The 19,853-nt window shown below is 36.0% G+C and carries 20 protein-coding genes and 2 tRNA genes; 5 read left to right on the forward strand and 17 right to left on the reverse strand.

Going from position 1 to position 19,853, the window contains the following annotated elements; all coding sequences use genetic code 11:
- Positions 1-3: 3 nt before the first annotated feature.
- Both BN1226_RS02380 and srmB read left to right on the forward strand, forming a co-directional pair.
- Positions 4-1,659 (forward strand): putative transporter, encoded by a 1,656-nt coding sequence (locus BN1226_RS02380; RefSeq protein ID WP_044469824.1) that lies wholly within the window; start codon positions 4-6, stop codon positions 1,657-1,659.
- Between the two features lie 131 nt (positions 1,660-1,790).
- Entirely contained in the window at positions 1,791-3,128 is a 1,338-nt protein-coding gene (srmB, locus tag BN1226_RS02385) for an ATP-dependent RNA helicase SrmB (protein WP_044469825.1), read from the forward strand.
- A 120-nt stretch (positions 3,129-3,248) separates the two neighbouring features.
- Here the strand turns inward: srmB and purB are convergent, their stop codons facing one another.
- The 12 genes from purB to BN1226_RS02445 form a co-directional block, all read right to left on the reverse strand.
- Positions 3,249-4,616, reverse strand: a complete 1,368-nt coding sequence (purB, locus tag BN1226_RS02390) for an adenylosuccinate lyase (RefSeq protein WP_044469826.1) — start codon at positions 4,614-4,616, stop codon at positions 3,249-3,251.
- Positions 4,617-4,638: 22 nt separating this feature from the next.
- Positions 4,639-5,253: a high frequency lysogenization protein HflD gene (hflD, locus tag BN1226_RS02395; protein WP_044469827.1), complete on the reverse strand. Its 615-nt coding sequence runs from the start codon at positions 5,251-5,253 to the stop codon at positions 4,639-4,641.
- Between the two features lie 137 nt (positions 5,254-5,390).
- Positions 5,391-6,560: a tRNA 2-thiouridine(34) synthase MnmA gene (mnmA, locus tag BN1226_RS02400; RefSeq protein ID WP_044469828.1), complete on the reverse strand. Its 1,170-nt coding sequence runs from the start codon at positions 6,558-6,560 to the stop codon at positions 5,391-5,393.
- A 105-nt stretch (positions 6,561-6,665) separates the two neighbouring features.
- Positions 6,666-6,911 carry a (Na+)-NQR maturation NqrM gene (gene nqrM, locus BN1226_RS02405; RefSeq protein ID WP_005758450.1) on the reverse strand — a complete coding sequence of 82 codons (246 nt, stop codon included), beginning with the start codon at positions 6,909-6,911 and terminating at the stop codon, positions 6,666-6,668.
- Positions 6,912-6,921: 10 nt separating this feature from the next.
- Positions 6,922-7,968, reverse strand: a complete 1,047-nt coding sequence (locus tag BN1226_RS02410) for an FAD:protein FMN transferase (protein WP_044469829.1) — start codon at positions 7,966-7,968, stop codon at positions 6,922-6,924.
- Positions 7,969-8,061: 93 nt separating this feature from the next.
- The gene (nqrF, locus tag BN1226_RS02415; RefSeq protein ID WP_005758408.1) at positions 8,062-9,297 is read right to left on the reverse strand and encodes an NADH:ubiquinone reductase (Na(+)-transporting) subunit F; all 1,236 of its coding nucleotides are present in this window, start codon (positions 9,295-9,297) and stop codon (positions 8,062-8,064) included.
- Positions 9,298-9,309: 12 nt separating this feature from the next.
- Positions 9,310-9,906 carry an NADH:ubiquinone reductase (Na(+)-transporting) subunit E gene (nqrE, locus tag BN1226_RS02420; protein ID WP_005758556.1) on the reverse strand — a complete coding sequence of 199 codons (597 nt, stop codon included), beginning with the start codon at positions 9,904-9,906 and terminating at the stop codon, positions 9,310-9,312.
- A 3-nt stretch (positions 9,907-9,909) separates the two neighbouring features.
- Complete coding sequence (locus BN1226_RS02425) at positions 9,910-10,539, reverse strand: NADH:ubiquinone reductase (Na(+)-transporting) subunit D (protein ID WP_044469830.1); 630 nt, start codon at positions 10,537-10,539, stop codon at positions 9,910-9,912.
- Positions 10,539-11,273: a Na(+)-translocating NADH-quinone reductase subunit C gene (locus tag BN1226_RS02430; RefSeq protein ID WP_005758570.1), complete on the reverse strand. Its 735-nt coding sequence runs from the start codon at positions 11,271-11,273 to the stop codon at positions 10,539-10,541. Before BN1226_RS02430 ends, BN1226_RS02425 begins: the two co-directional genes overlap by 1 nt.
- On the reverse strand, positions 11,266-12,501 hold the full coding sequence (locus BN1226_RS02435; RefSeq protein ID WP_044469831.1) for an NADH:ubiquinone reductase (Na(+)-transporting) subunit B: 1,236 nt from the start codon (positions 12,499-12,501) through the stop codon (positions 11,266-11,268). The genes BN1226_RS02430 and BN1226_RS02435 overlap by 8 nt, the downstream gene beginning before the upstream one ends.
- 1 nt (position 12,502) lies before the next feature.
- A complete protein-coding gene (locus BN1226_RS02440; RefSeq protein WP_044469832.1) occupies positions 12,503-13,846 on the reverse strand; it encodes a Na(+)-translocating NADH-quinone reductase subunit A in 1,344 nt (447 codons plus the stop codon).
- 336 nt (positions 13,847-14,182) lie between these two features.
- Positions 14,183-14,494 (reverse strand): BolA family protein, encoded by a 312-nt coding sequence (locus BN1226_RS02445; protein ID WP_044469833.1) that lies wholly within the window; start codon positions 14,492-14,494, stop codon positions 14,183-14,185.
- A gap of 149 nt (positions 14,495-14,643) precedes the next feature.
- Between BN1226_RS02445 and BN1226_RS02450 the strand changes: the two genes are divergently transcribed.
- Positions 14,644-15,237 carry a YajG family lipoprotein gene (locus BN1226_RS02450; protein WP_044469834.1) on the forward strand — a complete coding sequence of 198 codons (594 nt, stop codon included), beginning with the start codon at positions 14,644-14,646 and terminating at the stop codon, positions 15,235-15,237.
- Between the two features lie 130 nt (positions 15,238-15,367).
- On the opposite strand, the gene BN1226_RS02455 is transcribed toward BN1226_RS02450, so the two are convergent.
- The 5 genes from BN1226_RS02455 to mutY form a co-directional block, all read right to left on the reverse strand.
- Positions 15,368-15,443, reverse strand: a tRNA-Asn gene (locus BN1226_RS02455).
- A 2-nt stretch (positions 15,444-15,445) separates the two neighbouring features.
- A tRNA-Phe gene (locus BN1226_RS02460) sits at positions 15,446-15,521 on the reverse strand.
- A gap of 280 nt (positions 15,522-15,801) precedes the next feature.
- Positions 15,802-16,869 (reverse strand): membrane-bound lytic murein transglycosylase MltC, encoded by a 1,068-nt coding sequence (mltC, locus tag BN1226_RS02465; RefSeq protein WP_040596128.1) that lies wholly within the window; start codon positions 16,867-16,869, stop codon positions 15,802-15,804.
- Positions 16,870-16,885: 16 nt separating this feature from the next.
- Positions 16,886-17,161, reverse strand: coding sequence for an oxidative damage protection protein (locus BN1226_RS02470; protein WP_005758563.1), 276 nt, complete (start codon positions 17,159-17,161; stop codon positions 16,886-16,888).
- Positions 17,139-18,278, reverse strand: a complete 1,140-nt coding sequence (gene mutY / locus BN1226_RS02475; RefSeq protein WP_044469835.1) for an A/G-specific adenine glycosylase — start codon at positions 18,276-18,278, stop codon at positions 17,139-17,141. Before mutY ends, BN1226_RS02470 begins: the two co-directional genes overlap by 23 nt.
- A gap of 137 nt (positions 18,279-18,415) precedes the next feature.
- Between mutY and trmB the strand changes: the two genes are divergently transcribed.
- Both trmB and BN1226_RS02485 read left to right on the forward strand, forming a co-directional pair.
- Complete coding sequence (trmB, locus tag BN1226_RS02480; RefSeq protein ID WP_044469836.1) at positions 18,416-19,165, forward strand: tRNA (guanosine(46)-N7)-methyltransferase TrmB; 750 nt, start codon at positions 18,416-18,418, stop codon at positions 19,163-19,165.
- 24 nt (positions 19,166-19,189) lie between these two features.
- Entirely contained in the window at positions 19,190-19,534 is a 345-nt protein-coding gene (locus BN1226_RS02485) for a YggL family protein (RefSeq protein WP_044469837.1), read from the forward strand.
- The last annotated feature ends 319 nt before the right edge of the window (positions 19,535-19,853 follow it).

The following is a 19,853-nucleotide window of genomic DNA, read 5'->3' on the forward strand; positions in this document are numbered from 1 at the left end:
GTTATGTCAGATATAGCGATAACAATAAGTATCCTCTCTTTGGTTGCCATTCTTGGTCTATGGATTGGGCATTGGAAAATCAAAGGAGTTGGTTTGGGGATTGGTGGTGTATTATTTGGGGGCATTATTGTGTCGCATTTTAGTGACCAATATGGACTTAAATTAGATCCTCATACGCTTCATTTTGTTCAAGAATTTGGTCTTATCTTGTTCGTTTATACAATCGGTATTCAAGTTGGTCCCGGTTTCTTTGCTTCTCTTCGTAAATCTGGTCTTAAATTAAATAGTTTAGCGGTCTTAATTGTTATTTTAGGGGCAGTGGCGGTAGTGGTTCTTAATAAATTATTTGACGTGCCATTAGATATTATTTTAGGTATTTATTCAGGAGCTGTTACCAATACGCCTTCATTAGGGGCAGGGCAACAAATTCTTTCTGAATTAGGTATGCTTAATATTACTGAAACAATGGGTATGGCGTATGCCGTTGCTTATCCATTTGGTATTTGTGGTATTTTGTTAACGATGTGGTTAGTACGCCTATTCTTTAAAATTAAAATTGATGCTGAAGCCAAACATTTTGAGTTGGAAGCGGGTCGTTCTAAACCTTTATTGGAGAAAATTAACGTAAAAGTTACAAACACTAATTTAGATAATCTTCAATTACGTTTAGTGCCTGGTTTTGATAGTAAACAAGTTGTTTGCAGTCGTATTAAACGAGGTGAAGATATCTTTGTTCCTAAAGCAGATTCTATCGTACAAGTTGGCGATGTTCTTCATATTATTGGAAGTAATGCACATCTACAACAAATGAAAATTATCATTGGTGAAGAAATTGCTTTAGAAAAAGCCGCACTTCAAGGGCATATTCGCACAGAAAGAGTCGCTGTTACCAATGATAATGTGCTAGGAAAACGGTTAATGTCACTTAGCCTCGATCAAAAATATGGTGTCGTTATCTCCCGCCTAAACCGTGCAGGTGTTGAATTAGTGCCTAATGGTGCGACGGCGTTACAATTCGGCGATGTGTTAAATATCGTGGGGGATGAGCATGATATTGAACGGGCAATTGAGGTATTAGGTAATGCCAAAGGTAAATTACAACAAGTACAAATGTTACCTGTTTTTATTGGAATTGGTTTAGGTGTTCTATTAGGTTCAATTCCTTTTAGTCTTCCAGGTATTCCTGTAGCATTAAAGCTAGGCTTGGCAGGTGGACCATTAGTCGTCGCACTTATTCTTGCTAGAATTGGTTCAATCGGTAAGCTTTATTGGTTTATGCCACCTAGTGCTAATTTAGCCTTACGTGAAATGGGCATTGTTCTTTTCCTTTCTGTTGTCGGATTAAAATCTGGTGGTAATTTTCTACATACGCTAATAGATGGTGAAGGATTTGAATGGATGGGTTATGGTGTATTCATCACTTTTATTCCATTAATGACAGTCGCTTGTATTGCTCGTTTCTATAATAAAATGAATTATCTTAGTATTTGTGGTTTGCTTGCAGGGTCAATGACTGATCCTCCAGCATTAGCCTTTGCTAACTCAATTAAAGAAGAAAATGGGGCTGCTGCATTATCCTATGCTACTGTTTATCCTCTTGTTATGTTTTTAAGAATTATTTCTCCTCAATTGCTTGCTATCTTATTGTGGGTAGCTTAAGCCTAAAAACGCACACTTGATGTGTGCGTTTATTTTTCTATAGAAACAATTTTCTCTAATCTAACCGCACTTTTATAACAAAGTGCGGTATAATCCCCAAAATTTTAATTTTAGATTATTTGAGAAAATTCATGCTACACTCACAATTTGAAGACTTTGAACTTGCTCCAGAATTATTAAAAGCCTTAGCTAAAAAAGGTTATACTCGCCCAACAGCCATCCAGTTAGAAGCGATTCCTGCTGCCATGGATGCTCGTGATATATTGGGATCAGCCCCGACAGGAACAGGTAAAACTGCAGCATTTTTACTACCTGCTATCCAACATTTATTAGATTATCCTCGTCGTAAACCAGGTGCCCCTCGTATTTTAATCTTAACACCAACTCGAGAATTAGCCATGCAAGTTGCACAACAAGCAGAAGAGCTAGCACAGTTTACAAATTTAAGTATCGCGACAATTACTGGTGGTGTCGCATATCAAAATCATGGAGAAATATTTAATAAAAACCAAGATATCGTGGTGGCGACACCAGGCCGCTTATTGCAATATATTAAAGAAGAAAACTTTGATTGCCGTGCGGTCGAAATTCTGATTTTTGATGAAGCTGATCGCATGTTACAAATGGGATTCGGACAAGATGCAGAGAAAATTTCTGCTGAAACCCGTTGGCGTAAACAAACACTTTTATTTTCAGCGACCTTAGAGGGTGAGTTACTAGCGGATTTTGCAGAACGTATTTTAAATGAGCCTCTAGAAATTGAAGCTGAACCAAGCCGCCGTGAGCGTAAGAAAATTAATCAATGGTACTATCATGCTGATAATAATGAACACAAAATTAAGTTATTAGCTCGTTTTATTGAAAATGAACAAGTCACTAAAGGTATTGTGTTTGTACGTCGTCGTGAGGATGTGCGTGAATTAGCTGAAATTTTGCGTAAACGAGGAATTCGGGCTACTTATCTTGAAGGCGAAATGGCACAGACACAGCGTAATAATGCTATTGATAAATTAAAAAATGGTATCGTTACTGTGTTAGTGGCGACTGATGTCGCCGCTCGAGGTATTGATATTGAAGATATTAGTCATGTGATGAATTTTGACTTACCTTATAGTGCTGATATTTATTTACACCGCATTGGTCGCACGGCACGAGCGGGTAAAAAGGGGACAGCAGTTTCTTTTGTAGAGGGACATGATTATAAATTATTAGGTAAAATTAAACGTTATACGGAAGAACTACTGAAACCCCGTGTGATTGAAGGTTTAGAGCCTCGTACTAATCCACCAAAGGATGGTGAAGTCAAAACTGTGACTAAAAAACAAAAAGCTCGTATTAAGGCAAAAAAAGAAGAAAAGAGAATTGCTGCTAAGAAAAAAGAGAAATTACGTCATAAAGATACTAAAAATATTGGTAAACGACGCAAACCTAAAGCGGTGGTTGAAGCAGAAAAAGCAGCTCAAAACTAATTAACAAGCATATCCGTATCAATATACAAATGTTTTAACATGGTTATATAAATGACCAACAAAAGTGCGGTAAGATTTTAGAAAATTTTTCAGAATCTTACCGCACTTTTTTATTTGATATTATAGTTTTTCAACTAACTGAATAGCCGCACCAATATAGGTCGCAGGTGTTAATTGTTGTAAACGAGCTTTTTCTTCTGCGGGAATTTCAAGTTTTTCAATGAAAGATTTCATTGCTGCCGCATCCACACGTTTACCACGAGTTAGCTCTTTTAATTTTTCGTATGGTTTCTCGATTCCATAACGACGCATGACAGTTTGAATTGGCTCTGCCAAAACTTCCCAGTTTTGGTCTAGTTCATCACGTAAATGCTGTTCATTCACTTCTAATTTACTAATACCTTTGCGAGTCGCCGCATAAGCAATTAAGCAGTAGCCCAAACCAACGCCTAAGTTACGTAACACTGTTGAGTCAGTCAAATCACGTTGCCAACGAGAACAAGGTAATTTTTGACCTAAGTGAGTCATAATTGCATTCGCAACACCTAAGTTACCTTCAGAATTTTCGAAGTCGATTGGGTTAACTTTGTGTGGCATGGTTGATGAACCAATTTCGCCTGCGATAGTGCGTTGTTTGAAGTGATTTAATGCAATGTAGCCCCATAAGTCACGGTCGAAGTCGATAATGATAGTATTGAAACGAGATACACAATCAAAGAACTCAGCAATATAATCATGGGGTTCGATTTGAGTAGTATAGGGATTCCAATTAATTCCTAATGAGGTTACGAATTGTTCGCTATATTGATGCCAATCAATGTTTGGATAAGCACTTAAGTGAGCATTATAGTTACCTACTGCACCATTGATTTTACCTAACACTTCAATTTGTTGTAGTTGTTTAAATTGGCGGCGTAAACGATATACCACGTTTGCCATTTCTTTACCAACGGTTGAAGGTGAGGCAGGTTGACCATGAGTGCGTGAAAGTAATGGAATAGTTTTGTATTCGTTAGCAAGGCGGGTAATTTCACCAATGAGTTTTTGCCATTCAGGTAAAATCACTTCTTCACGTGCAGTTTTTAACATTAATGCGTGAGAAAGATTGTTGATATCTTCTGAGGTACAAGCAAAGTGGATAAATTCAGAGACTTTTGCAAGCTCAGGAATCGCTTCACTTTTTTCTTTTAAGAAGTATTCGACAGCTTTCACATCGTGATTCGTAGTACGCTCAATATCTTTGATACGATGTGCATCTTCAATGCTGAAATTAGCAACGATTTGGTCTAGGTAATCGTTTGCTTCTTTTGACAATGAAGCAACCTCTTGAATTTGTGCAGTCGCCGCTAATTTTTGTAACCAACGTACTTCTACAGTTACACGGAATTTTAATAAACCAAATTCACTGAAAATACCACGTAAAGCCGCAGTTTTATCTTGATAACGTCCGTCAATAGGAGAGATTGCGGTTAATGCGCTAAGTTGCATATTAGATTGCTCCGTTTGTGTATTAAAGGGATGAATAAATTTGTTTTGCCATATTAAAAATCTTACGGCGTGAAAAGAGAATTTGCCATTTTGAGCCGCCTACTTGCCGCCACAATAGAGCGGAACGAATGCCCGCTAGCAAGCATGCACGAATACGATCTTGTAAAACTTGTTGGCGTAAAAATTCAGAAGAACCTTTTACTTGGATTTTATTGCCCAGCGGGCTAATGATGTCTACATACATACAGGCAATATTAGATAACATCTGATCATCAAATAAATCATAATGTTCTAACTGGGTTGGCAAATATTGAATACGGCGTGAAAGTTCTGCTTTAGCAGAAGCAGATTTTTCTAATTTACCTGATAAAGCCAAAATGCTTAACCAGTAACGAGTAAGATCTTCGGGGCTACCATTGAGTTGTTCGAGTAGAGTCTCTAAACCTAGTTTTAAATTACGTTCATGTCCACCATATACGGCTAATATATTTTCTGGTGCAGTTTGCAGAAGCGAGTATAGTGAAGTTTTAAATGACTCACTCTCTGCCTGTCCTTCTGATGCAAATTGTTGGACTAATTTTGCTGCTTGACAGACCCCAGCTAAGGCTAAGGTCACTTCATAGTAATTGCTTGCCATATTTTTATAAAGTAACTTAAAAATGAGCTGTTAATATAGCATTTATTCAGCTTATTTTAAAGTTGTCCCCTTGAGTCTTGATGTTGTAACAATAAAAGTGCGGTAGAAATTTAAGAAATTTTAACCGCACTTTGAAATTATTTGATTTGTTGTTCAATGACTCCGCCACCAAGACATTCTTCACCTTGATAGAACACTGCAGATTGTCCAGGAGTTACAGCAATTTGTGGTTCATCAAAACGAACTTCTACGGTATCGTCATTTATTGGTGTCACTAAACAAGGAATATCCGTTTGACGATAACGTGTTTTTACAGTACAACGTAATGGTTCACATAGTGGTTGCTCACTGACCCAAGTGAGTTGTTTAGCAATCAAACCCACGGATTGTAATGCTGAATTATCATGGCCTTGCGCCACAATTAATACATTATTTGCTAAATCTTTTTCTGCTACATACCAAGCATTTTCATCTTTGCCTTTGATACCACCAATGCCTAATCCTTTACGTTGCCCTAAAGTGTGATACATCAATCCTTGGTGGCGACCAATTACTTCTCCTTCAGTGGTTTTAATATCTCCAGGTTGAGCAGGTAAGAAACGTGCTAAAAAGTCTTTGAATTTGCGTTCACCAATAAAACAAATACCTGTTGAATCTTTCTTTTTGGCGGTAATCAAGCCTAAGTCTTCAGCAATTGCACGTACAATCGGTTTTTCAATTTCACCAACAGGAAATAAGCTTTGACCAACTTGTTTTTTAGTTAATGCGTGTAGGAAATAACTTTGGTCTTTATTATTGTCTAGACCACGTAATAGATGTGCATTGCTATCATCACCTGAACGACGCACATAATGACCTGTAGCAATATAATGAGCGCTAAGATCTTCTGCTGCATAATCTAAGAAGGCTTTAAATTTAATTTCTTTATTACATAAAATATCTGGGTTAGGCGTACGGCCTGCTTTATATTCACTGAGAAAATGTTCAAATACGTTATCCCAGTATTCCGCTGCAAAGTTGATTTTATGTAAGTGAATACCTAGTTTGTCACAAACCGCTTGAGCATCTGCTAAATCTGCGGCTGCTGTACAGTAATCAGTATCATCGTCTTCTTCCCAGTTTTTCATAAACAAGCCTTCAACCTGATAGCCTTGTTGCTGTAGAATGAAAGCAGAAACAGATGAATCAACGCCACCAGACATACCGCAAATAACTTTAATTTTATTATTTTCAGCAAGTTGTTGTGGTGTGAGTTTCGGAAAATGAGTATCGTAAGTTTTTGAACGTAATGGTTCGGTATTTTGCATAATTTCTCCCGTAACTTCGGTTAAGGCGAAGCACATTGGTTAGATTTATAGAATGTAGGAGCGTATAAAATACGCTCCGAGATCATAATTAAAGCCGCTAATGATTTAGTTGACTTCATAGAATTGTGGTGTTTTTTTGAAACGTTCTAATTCACTTGGATCAGCCTCACCTTTTGCCACTTTATCTTTTAAGTTGTCACAAGGTTCTTCGCAATCACACATTTTTTGCATGCCGAGTGCAGAAATCCCACCACAGCTGCCTTTTAAGGCTTTACGTTTGACAATATATCCTAATGCCATCGCTAAGATTATAAGTAAGAAGAGAGCGAAAGTAATTAAGAATAGTTTCATAATAATGTCCTTAGTTTTTGCTATTTAGCAATTTATCAAATGCTGAAGACATTTTCACTTCAAAACCATTATCTGTTTTGATGATAAGGTATACAGCAATATTTTCTTTTTCAGCCACTTCTAGGGCTTTGTCTTCACCAAGTACGAATAGACCAGTAGATAGGCCATCAGCGGTCATTGAACTTGGTGATAATACGGTAATTGATGCTAATTTATGTTGGATTGGATAACAAGTTTTAGGATCGATTTCATGAGAGAAACGGACACCATTTTCTTCAAAATAATTACGATAATCACCAGAGGTAGCCATGGCTAGGTTTTTTAATCCAATCACTTGTTCCACTGCACGAGAACCATCAAAAGTGGGTTTCTCTATCGCAATTTGCCAATCTTTGCCTTCAATATTTTGACCTTTAGCACGAATTTCACCACCAATCTCAGTCATGTAGTTTTTAGCGCCAATACTGTCTATATAATTGGCTACTTGATCTACTCCAAAGCCTTTAGCAATTGATGAGAGATCAACATAAAGCTCAGGTGCAGTTTTTTCAAGGAAAAATTTATCAGCATTCTGTAATAATTTAAGTTTATCAATGCCAACATAAGCTTTACGTTCTGCTATTTGCTCACTAGTTGGTTGCTTATCAATACGTTTCTCTGGACCAAATCCCCAAAGATTCACTATGGGGCCAACAGTAATATCTAATGCGCCCTGAGTGACATGGTTTAAACGTATAGCTTCTCCTATAACTTTAGCTAAATCTGCTGAAATTTCAATAGGTTGATTAGTTTCTCGATACTGGTTAAAGCGACTGAGTTCAGATGTCTCAATATAAGTAGACATTTTATTATTGACATCTTTCAGGATCGTTTCAATTCCTTCATGAGCTTGTTCTGCCGTTTTAGTTAAACTGCCATCATCAATATATTTTATATGGTAAGTTGTACCCATGGTTTTACCACTAAGGGTAATGATTTCAGGATCTTTTTTACAGGCAGTTAAGGATAGTGTTAATAGAACACTAGTGAGTAAGCTAATTATTGGTTTTAATTTCATAAAGTGCGGTTCAATTTTAAAAAATTTATATTCATAGAAATAGTGAAAGCGGTCAGAAACCTGACCGCTTTGATTTATCGTATGTAGTGAATATTAGCCACCGAAATCATCTAATAAGATATTTTCATCTTCTACGCCTAAATCTTTCAACATTTTGATAACAGCTGCATTCATCACTGGAGGTCCACACATATAGTATTCACAATCTTCAGGTGCTTCATGATTTTTTAGATAGTTTTCATAAAGCACGTTATGAATAAAGCCAGTGTAACCTGTCCAGTTATCTTCAGGTAAGGCATCTGATAAAGCAACATGCCATACAAAGTTATCGTTTTCAGCTGCTAATTGGTCAAAATCTTCTTGATAGAAAATTTCTCGTTTAGAACGAGCACCATACCAGAATGACATTTTACGTTTACTATGTAAGCGTTTTAATTGGTCAAAAATATGAGAACGCATTGGAGCCATACCAGCACCACCACCGATAAAGACCATTTCATTATCAGTTTCTTTCGCAAAGAATTCACCAAATGGACCAGAAATCGTGACTTTATCACCTGGTTTTAATGACCAAATATAAGACGACATTTGTCCTGGTGGAACATCTGGATTACGTGGCGGTGGAGTAGCTATACGCACATTAAGCATAATAATACCTTTCTCTTCTGGATATGAAGCCATAGAGTAGGCACGGATGATATGCTCATCTACTTTTGACACATAACGCCATAAATTAAATTTATCCCAGTCTTCATGGTATTCTTTTGGAATATCAAAATCTTTATAAGCCACAGTATGTGGCTCAGCTTCAATCTGAATATAACCACCTGCACGGAATGGAACTTCTTCGCCTTCTGGAATAGCTAATTTTAGCTCTTTAATAAAGGTTGCTTTGTTATCGTTAGAAATAACAGTACATTGCCATTTTTTTACACCAAAAATTTCTTCTGGTAATTCAACTTCCATATTGCCTTTAACATTAACTTGGCAAGATAGACGATAGCCTTCTTTAGCTTCACGTTTTGAAATATGGGAAAGTTCGGTTGGAAGAATATCTCCACCACCTGATTTAACAATAACACGACATTGACCACAAGAGCCACCACCACCACAAGCAGATGAGACGAAAATACCTTTGCTCGCAAGTGCACCTAATAATTTACCTCCTGCGGGTAATGTGATGGCTTTATCTGGATCCCCATTAATACCGATAGTAATATCACCGGAGTCTACTAATTTTGATTTAGCGAATAAAATAATCGCAACTAATACTAGAACAATGACAGTAAAAGCGGCAATACCGAGTAGTAAAACTGTAGAGTCACTCATTATTTCCACTCCTTATAACTGAATACCAGAGAATGACATAAAACCTAATGCCATTAATCCCACGGTGATAAAGGTGATACCTAAACCACGTAAACCTGCTGGAATATCTGCATATTTCATTTTCTCAGTTAATCCTGCAAGTGCAACGATGGCTAACATCCAACCTAAGCCAGCACCAAAGCCATAAACTACTGATTCTGGAAAGTTATAGTCACGTTGTACCATAAATGATACACCACCGAAAATTGCACAGTTTACCGCAATTAAAGGTAAGAAAATCCCTAATGCGTTATAGAGAGTTGGCATGAATTTATCAAGTACCATTTCGAGAATTTGTACTAAGCCTGCAATTACACCAATGAAAGTAATAAAGTTAAGGAATGAAAGATCCACACCTTCAACTAATGCACTGTCTTTTAATACATTTGCGTAAATTAACTGGTTAACAGGCACTGCAATACCTAAAACAAAGGTTACTGCGATACCTAAACCAAAAGCAGTAGACACTTTTTTGGAAACCGCAAGGAATGTACACATACCAAGGAAGAAAGAAAGTGCCATATTTTCAATGAAAACTGACTTTACAAAAAGACTAATATAATGTTCCATGGATTACTTCTCCTGTTGCTCTGGTTTCCAAGTTCTTAATCCCCAGATAACAAATCCGATGATAAAGAAAGCACTTGGTGCAAGTAGGAATAAACCGTTTGCTTGGTACCAACCACCATTTTGAATAGTTTCAAAGATAGTTACACCAAATAATTTACCTGAACCAATAAGTTCACGGAAAAATGCAACGATAATTAGCATAGTACCGTAACCTAAACCATTGCCTATACCATCAACGAAACTTTCTAATGGAGGAGCTTTCATTGCAAATGCTTCTGCACGTCCCATAACAATACAGTTAGTGATAATTAACCCCACAAAAACAGAAAGTTGTTTTGATAAGCCATAAGCATAAGCTTTAAGTAATTGGTCAACCACAATTACTAATGAAGCAATAATGGCTAATTGAACAATAATACGAATGCTGTTAGGAATATAATTACGGATTAATGAAATAAAGAAACTAGAACAACCTGTAACTAAACTTACTGCGATAGCCATAACCACTGCAGTTTCCAATTTAGTTGTTACCGCTAATGCAGAACAAATTCCTAAGATTTGTAATGCAATTGGGTTGTTTTTAATAACAGGTCCTAATAAAAGTTCTTTTAAATTACTTTTTGAATCAGCCATTATTTAGCCCCCGCTCTAAGTTTTTCAAGGTATTTACCTAAACCTTTATCACTGAACCAATAATTAAATGTACCTTGTACACCATTACCAGTTAAGGTTGCACCTGATAAACCATCAATACTATGCTCATCTTGAGGTGCTTGGCCTTTTACAATTTTGATTGCAGGTTGGTTATTAGCATCAAGTAGTTTTTTACCTACGAAAAGTTTTTGCCAGTTAGGGTTTTCAATTTCACCACCTAGTCCAGGAGTTTCCCCATGTTGGTAATAGGTGATGCCTTTAATTGTGTTTGCATCTGGTGCGACAGAAACAAAACCATACATCACTGACCATAAACCTGTTCCGTAAATAGGTAATACAATTTGTTCTACTTTACCTTGTTCATTTTTAACTAAATAAACTTCAGCTGTTTTGCTTCTTGAACGGATTTTTGCTTTATCTAAATCAGCTGGAATTAATTCAACTTCAGTACTTGCAGAATCAACATAATCACCTGTATCTAAATCAACAAAACGAGGTTCAATAAATTTAGAATAAATTTCTTTAATATTGCCGTTTTCTTTTAAGAGACCTGCAACATTTAAGATATTTTTTTGTTTATCAAGTTGTTTTTGTTCCTCTTGTGCTGGTTTTAGTGCTACAGCAGAACCAGCTACAATAATTGAACAAACTAAACTTAAAAGTAATACGACAGTAACCGTGCCGAATACGCTATCTTTATTAAACTTAGCCATTTGTTCTTGCTCTCCGACGTTTGATATTTGCTTGAACTACGACATAGTCGAAAATTGGTGCAAATAAGTTTGCAAACAAGATCGCTAACATCATACCTTCTGGATAAGCAGGGTTAACTGTACGAATCAGAACAACCATGACACCGATTAAAATACCGTACCACCATTTGCCTTTATCAGTAAATGAAGCAGATACAGGGTCAGTTGCCATAAATACCATACCTAATGCAAATCCACCTAATACTAAATGCCAGTGCCAAGGCATTGAGAACATAGGATTAGTATCAGAACCGATAACATTAAATAAAGTTGCTGTAGCAGCCATACCAATCATTACACCAGCCATAATTCTCCATGAAGCAATACGTGTAAATACGATGATTGCTCCGCCAATTAAGATAGCTAATGTAGAAACTTCCCCCATAGAACCTGGGATATTACCTAAGAATGCATCCATCCAAGTAATAGGCGTGCCATCAAAAGTATGTTTTAATCCGCTAATACCAGCTTGGGACCATTGCGAAAGTGCAGTTGCACCAGAAAAACCATCTGCGGCTGTCCAAACTGCATCTCCTGAAATTTGTGCAGGGTATGCAAAGAAGAGAAATGCACGACCAGCTAAAGCAGGGTTCATGAAGTTTTTACCTACTCCACCGAAAATTTCTTTAGCAATTACAATACCAAAAGAGATACCTAAAGCAGCTTGCCATAAAGGTAATGTAGGTGGAACAATTAATGCAAATAGGATAGTTGTAACAAAGAAACCTTCATTAACTTCATGTCCTCGCACGATTGAGAATAATAATTCCCATACCATCGCCACAACGAATACAGTGATATAAATAGGAAAGAAGAAAATTGCACCAAGTGCCATTTTATTTGCCCATCCTGCATTAGTTGATAAATCAATACCTAATGCGTTAGCCAATGAATAGTGCCAGTTATTAGCCACTAAATCATTTAAGTTACCTACTTGGTTTAAAGCAGGAATTGCTTGTGCACCTACGTTAAATAAACCATAAATGAGTGCAGGTAATAAGGCTAACCAAACAGTAATCATCATACGTTTAGAATCAATCCCATCACGTACGTGGGTATTTTTATGCGTTACTGTACCAGGGGTATAGAGCAAGCTATATACTGATTCAAATAATGGATATAACTTTTGGTATTTACCTCCAGGTAAAAACGCGGGTTCCATTTTTTCAAAAAGAGATTTTAAACCCATTTTAACCTTCCTTCTCAATCTTATCTAATGCCTGGCGTAAGATTGAACCGAATTCATTTTTGCCTGGGCAAACAAATGAACAAAGTGCTAAATCTTCCTCATCTAACTCAAGACAACCTAACGCTTGAGCACTATCTGTATCACCTGACATTAAATCACGTAATAACATGGTTGGGAGAATATCTAGTGGCATTACACGTTCATAACTACCAATTGGCACAATAGCGCGTTCTGCACCATTTTCTGCGGTAGTAAAATTAAATAATTTTTTAGAAAAATGCCCTAGTATTGTACGTGTTATTGAGAATTTATTAGCTTGTGGTGTAATCCAACCAAAAAACTCTTTATCACGACCTTCGGCAATTACAGAAACTTGTAAAGCATAACGACCTAAATAGTTATGTGGACCTTCAGCGGTACTACCACATAATACTGAGCCTGAAATGACACGATTTTCACCTTCGTTTAATTCATTTGAAGTCAAATCACTTAGGTTCGCACCTAATATTGTACGAACTAAACGAGGCGTTTTAACTTGGGGACCAGCAAGAGAAATAATGCGGTTTGTATATAACTCACCTGTGGTAAATAATTTACCAATAGCAATAACATCTTGATAGTTAATATGCCATACCGTTTTTGTTGAACCAACAGGATCAATAAAGTGAATGTGAGTTCCTACTAAACCAGCTGGGTGAACACCGCCAAAATGATGAATTTGCAAATTACTTAAATTAGCTGTTGTAATATTTGTATTTTCAGATTGGCATAAGTGTAATGGGCGTTCTGGGACTAAACAGCTTAAAACAGTTAAACCATCAGTAAAATCTTGTGAAAATTCTTTTAATATGACACAAGGATCTGCCGCTAATGGATTGGTATCCATTGCATTTACAAAGATAGATGCTGGAACCGCATCTACCGCAGGAACTTTACTAAATGGGCGTGTACGAAATGCTGTCCACAAACCAGAGGCTTGTAGATTTTCACGTACTTGTTGGGAGCTTAATGAATTTAATTCGGTAGCTGAATATTTAGTGAAAGTTTCTTGTTCGTTACCTTCAACTTTAATTACTACAGATTGTAATACTCGCTTAGCACCACGGTTAATCGCAGTTATAGTACCACTTGCAGGTGCAGTGAAAAATACACCAGGATTCTTTTTGTCTTCAAAAAGAACTTGGCCTTTTTTCACAGTATCGCCTTCACGAATTTTCATAGAAGGACGCATACCTACATACTCTTCACCAAGCAAAGCAACTTCAGTGATAGCATTACCATCACGGATTACTTGTTCTGGCTTCCCAGCGATAGGAAGATCCAAGCCTTTTTTAATCGTAATCATTTGTTTGCACTACTTTTGTTGGATTAAAAATATGATTGCACCATTAATTATAAAATAAATTAATCATGCAACCTCGCCTTGAGTAATGATTTTCGATCTAAGAATTTTTGATCTATTTTTCAATAAATCATCAATAATAGTTCTCCAACCAAATAAAATTAAAACTCAAATTCTAGATAATTCATTGTTTTAAAATAAAATTTATTTTTATCGTTGTTTAAAACAATGAAAAATAATTTTTTACATAAAATTAAACGCCTTATTTTAACTAAAATATGCCATTTCTGCTAGTTATATGAGGAAGTTTAAATGCTTTTTATAGAAAACCTAAGGTAATTATTTATTGACGCCTAGGCAATTTGTTGATTTGGGTAGATGTTTACCTCTTTGTTCCCATTCTATTAGAGTATAAGTATGTAAAGCTAATGCATGAAGATTTGTTGCTAGCTCTTCAGATAAATATTGATAAACCATACGGTGTCGAGCAATCCTGGATTTTCCTTCAAACTTTTCACTAACGATAACAATTTTAAAGTGTGATTCGCCACCAAGGTTAGAACTATGCATATGGCTTTCATTTTCTACTTGTAGAAATTGAGGACAAAATGCTTGAGTTAAGCGCTGTGTTAACTCTTGTTGTTTATTCATGCTCAAATTTTCCTAAAAATAATTAATCATGAGGGATTTAAGGCTATACATTCTCGCATAAGTTTGCAAGAATAAATGAATCTTAATTTAGATTTATTGTCTTATTATAAAATCTGAAGTCTCATCACTTAATGAAAATAAGGATAAATATGAAATTTACTAAACCATTATCTTTAGCGGCGATTGTTGTTACAACTATATTTCTTTCTGCTTGTCAGGCGCCAAGTCATACATTAACTTTTACCCCTCAAGCTCCAACTTCGACCTTAAATGTAAGTAATCAACATGCAATTGTTAATGTTGTTACTAAAGATGGTCGTAGCCAAAAAGAAGTATCTAGTTATACGAAAGATGGTGCTTTATTTCCATTATCTGCACAACCTACTGTAGAAGCATTATTTCAACAAGTTATGCAACAAAATTTAAATAGTAAAGGTTTCCGCTTATCTGAAGCAAATTCAGCCAATACAACAGTATTAGTGACAGTTAAAGACTTTTATGCAAAAGTAGAGGAAGGAAATTTACGTCATAAAATCAGTTCTAAGATTCAATTAGAAGTTCATGTTCAAGGAGCTAAAGGTAATTTTACTAAAAATATGGGGGCATCTCGCACTGATGAAGGCGCACTTACTGTAGGTAATGATGATATTCAAAAATCATTGAGTGCTGCATTAAAAGATGTGGTGTCAGCGATTTATAATGATCAAGAAATTGGTAATGCAATTCGTCAATATTCAAATTAATTTTATTTGAAGCAATTATTTGGCACAACATTAAAGTTGTGCCTTTTTATTTGTAGAGAGCAGTATATACGACTTAGCTGATAGAATGAAAAAAGGCTGTTAATTTAATAATTAACAGCCTTTCAGAATTTGGCTCCTCCTGCTGGACTTGAACCAGCGACATACGGATTAACAGTCCGCCGTTCTACCGACTGAACTAAGGAGGAAATGGTGCCTCGAGGCGGAATCGAACCACCGACACGGGGATTTTCAATCCCCTGCTCTACCGACTGAGCTATCGAGGCGTTTAACACTCATCGCGTTAACACGGGGCGTATTAAACCGTTTTTTCGTGGGTAAGTCAACATCTATTTTAAAAAAAATGTATTTTTTAGTTTGATTGTTTGTTAAATGTGCAAGGCGTATATTAAAGCGACAAATTTTATTTATTTTATGCTATAAAATCATTGAGATGAAGAGCCCATTTTTATTGCTATCTGCCACATTTTGGAAAAGTGCGGTGTGATTTTGAGAAATTTTTTTATAAAAAAACTCACTAATTTTTGATTAGTGAGTTTTTATTATTTATTGTGCTCTGCGATAACTTTTTTGTGCTTTATCTACTTTTAACAAGTAGTTTCTCGCTTGAGAAGATGGATGCGCAGTAGTTAATATTCTATAGACTTGTTCTGGTTGCATGCGGTTAATCGTATCTATAGCTTCTTCTGGATCACTATTGAATACACGTAATACCGCTCCAGCACCACTGTTATAAGCCGAAATCATAGCATAGCGCATTGATGTTGGATTGCTAATACCTGCTAAGTAGTCATTTTTAAGAATCCATAAATATGTGGTACCAGCATCAATATTATTGCCTGGATCAAATAAATAACTCTTATTTGGTTGTCCTGAGCGTCCTTTTAATTTAAATACATCTCTACCTGCAGTGTGTGGTACGACTTGCATTAGCCCCATCGCATTAGCATAACTAATCGCATAAGGGTTAAAACTGGATTCAGTTTGCATAATTCCTAAAATTAAACTTTCATCAATGCTATAACGACGAGATGCTTGGCGAACTAATGATAAGTATTTTCTTGCACGAACATTGATGTGGTTTGCAATCATTTGAATTGTCACGAATTGCACAGTGCGTCCATTGGTTAATTTACGGCTCTGCAATTTATTTTGTAGTAAATAGCTTGCAAAACTGTTTGCAATATCAACCGTGGTAATAGCACGTCCGAAATTATCCACTACCTGTCCCACTAAGAATGGTCGAGAGCTAATAGGAACATCACCAGAGGCAAATAAATCGATACCTTTAGCATCTGAACCCATGAGTAGGGTATGGACGATAGCACTATGTAAATGATTTGCATCGGATAAAGTTTCGATGGTTATAACACCATCATCAAAGCCGATATGGCTACGGGAGTAGTAGCTATCAGTATATTTTACATAGTCTTTACGGCTGGCTACTAATAATTCATTCACACCCCAAATTTGGTCAATGTTTTGTGAGAATTGTCCTGTTAATAAGTCTAATCCATTAGTATCTTTTGCAAATGCATCATCATAAAAGCTACTGTTATCTGACGAGCAAGCATAAAGAAAGGGAATTAGCGCTAAAAGTAAATATTTTCTGATTTTCATTGTAATTTATTTACGAGTTAGATTGTGGAACATAACCTTCAATATGGACATCTTTGCCTTCAAAAAGAAAATTAATCATTTCTTGCTCGAGTAATTTACGGTGTTCCACATTCATCATGTTTAATTTTTTTTCATTAACAAGCATGGTTTGTTTTTTTAGCCATTCTCCCCAAGCTTGTTTACTAATATTGTCAAAAATACGTTTACCTAATTCACCAGGATAAAGTTGGAAGTCTAAGCCTTCGGCTTCTTGTTTCAAATATTCACAGAACACGGTTCTTGCCATAATGCAGTCCTTTTTGAAATTTAGTTAATAAATTCTTTACTGGTGTTGCCAGCCCAATTTGAACTGGATTTTTAGGATCATACCAATATTTGCTCACAGTTGATACAGTTGTTTTGTAATCTGCGGTAAATTCTTCAATTTTTTTCCATTGAGAACAATCTTCATCCCCATTTGAGTGTGCATCATATTGTGCATAAATAGGATAAATATCTAAATGAAAATGACTAAAAGTATGTCTAAAAGCCGTCCATTCTTGGTACTTATCAATTCCTTCTTGTTTCAGATAATCTAATAATGCTTGTTTACTATTAAATTGCGGAAAACAATAAAGTCCTCCCCATAAGCCCGTCTCTTTTCTTTGTTCTAAAAGCACTTTTTCGTTTTTAGCTAACAATAAAAAATAAGTTTCTCGTTCAGGTAAGTCTTTTTTAGGTTTCTTACCTGGATAATCTTTCCAATTTTGTTGATCTTTCGCTTTGCAACCTGTTTGTAATGGACAAAGTTCACATTTAGGTTTGCTTCTTGTACAGACCATGGCACCAAGATCCATCATCGCTTGATTGAAATCTGCTACTTTTTCTGTCGGTGTAACTTGGCTACTTAATATCCATAATTGTTCTTCTACTTTATTCTCACCAGGCCAACCTTGAACGGTAAAATAACGTGCTAAAACACGTTTTACATTTCCATCAAGAATAGGATAAGGCGCATCTAAACAAGAAGATAAAATGGCTCCTGCTGTGCTTCGTCCAATTCCAGTTAAATTCCATACTTTATTAAAATCGGTAGGAAATTCACCTTGGTATTGATCTCGGATAGTTTGAGCAGCCTTATGTAGATTTCTTGCCCTAGCGTAATATCCTAATCCTGTCCATAAATGTAAGACTTCGTCTAATGGTGCATTAGCAAGTGCGGTCACATTTGGAAAAATTTTAATAAAACGTTCAAAGTAAGGAATAACAGTAGTCACTTGAGTTTGTTGCAACATGACTTCAGACAACCAAACTGTATATAAAGTTTTATTTTTTTGCCAAGGAAGATGTTTACGTCCGTATTTTTCATACCAAGTAAGGACAGCATGAGCAAAAGGTGCCTGAGGAGAGGATTGCGCTAACATAAAAATTAAATAATATTAAATAAAGAGACAGTTTAACATGCAAGAGTATGTAATAAAATGATAAAAATGAGTTAAAAAGTTACCGCACTTTGTGATTTTCGCTTATAATCCACGCTCGAAGAATTTTGGGGTAACAAATGTCTGAACAAAAAACAACTTTTGCTGATCAAAAACGTAAAACAGTAGAAATTGCGGAATTTACTGAAGATGGCCGTTATAAGCGCAAAGTGCGTAGTTTTGTGTTACGTACGGGACGTTTAAGTGAATTTCAACGTAATGCAATGAATGATCATTGGGCTGATTATGGCTTAGAGCATCAAAATCAGCCATTTAATTTTTTTGAAATTTTCGGTAATGATAATCCTGTAATCTTAGAAATTGGTTTCGGGATGGGAAAATCTTTAGTAGAAATGGCAAAACAACATCCACAGTATAACTATCTTGGCATTGAAGTACATACACCTGGCGTAGGAGCCTGTATTGCTTACGCTGTTGAGAAAAATATTAAAAATTTACGTGTGATTTGTCATGATGCGACGGAAATTTTGCGTGATTGTATTGCGGATAATAGTTTAGGTGGTTTACAACTCTTTTTCCCTGATCCGTGGCAAAAATCAAAACATCATAAGCGTCGTATTGTACAACCAGAATTTGTACAAGCTGTGATGAAAAAAATGCATCAAGGTGGATTTATTCATATGGCCACTGACTGGGAAAATTATTCAGAACATATGTTAGAAGTATTGAAAAATACCCAAGGTTTGCGTAATACTTCAAAGACTCAAGATTTTATTCCACGACCAGATTTTCGACCATTAACCAAGTTTGAACAACGTGGACAGCGTTTAGGGCATGGTGTGTGGGATTTATATTTTATTAAAGATTAACTAACAACCATAGGAGAAGATAATATGGCTATCAAACGTAATCAAAGACAACGTAAAAAAATGCATCTTGCTGAATTCCAAGAATTAGGTTTCTTAGTAAATTGGCAATTCGCTGACAATACGTCAATCGAAACTGTGGATGAAGTTGTTGATCGTTTCATCAGTGAAGTTATCCAACCAAACGGTTTAGCTTATGAAGGTAGTGGTTATTTACATTGGGAAGGTTTAGTTTGTTTAGAAAAACTTGGCAAATGCGATGAAAACCACCGTCAATTAGTAAAAAATTGGTTAGAAGCAAATGGTTTACAACAAATTGAGATCAGTGAATTATTCGATATTTGGTGGGATTACCCTACCAAACAAGCCTAATTAATTACTAACTCATAAAGCCTTCTTAGTTTACGAAGGCTTTATTTTTGTAGTAAAAATAAATATTCGAAATTCTAGCAAAAAAATCTACCTTAACCTTGACGAATAGTTTGTTCAGGGGTAATATTCGCGACGATTTAGTAACAAGAGGACACACACTTTGGACAGTCACAGTCGATACCGATTGAATTCTTTACTCTAAATCTCGCCCAATTCACTTATCGGCGAGGTTTTCGCGGATAAGTATCTTATATACCCGCTTTTATTAGGTATCTTTTTTTACCAAAACATCAAAAATTTTTATTTTTATGACCGCACT

Source organism: Mannheimia massilioguelmaensis, assembly GCF_000940515.1.
In the GTDB taxonomy this organism is placed as follows: domain Bacteria; phylum Pseudomonadota; class Gammaproteobacteria; order Enterobacterales; family Pasteurellaceae; genus Basfia; species Basfia bettyae.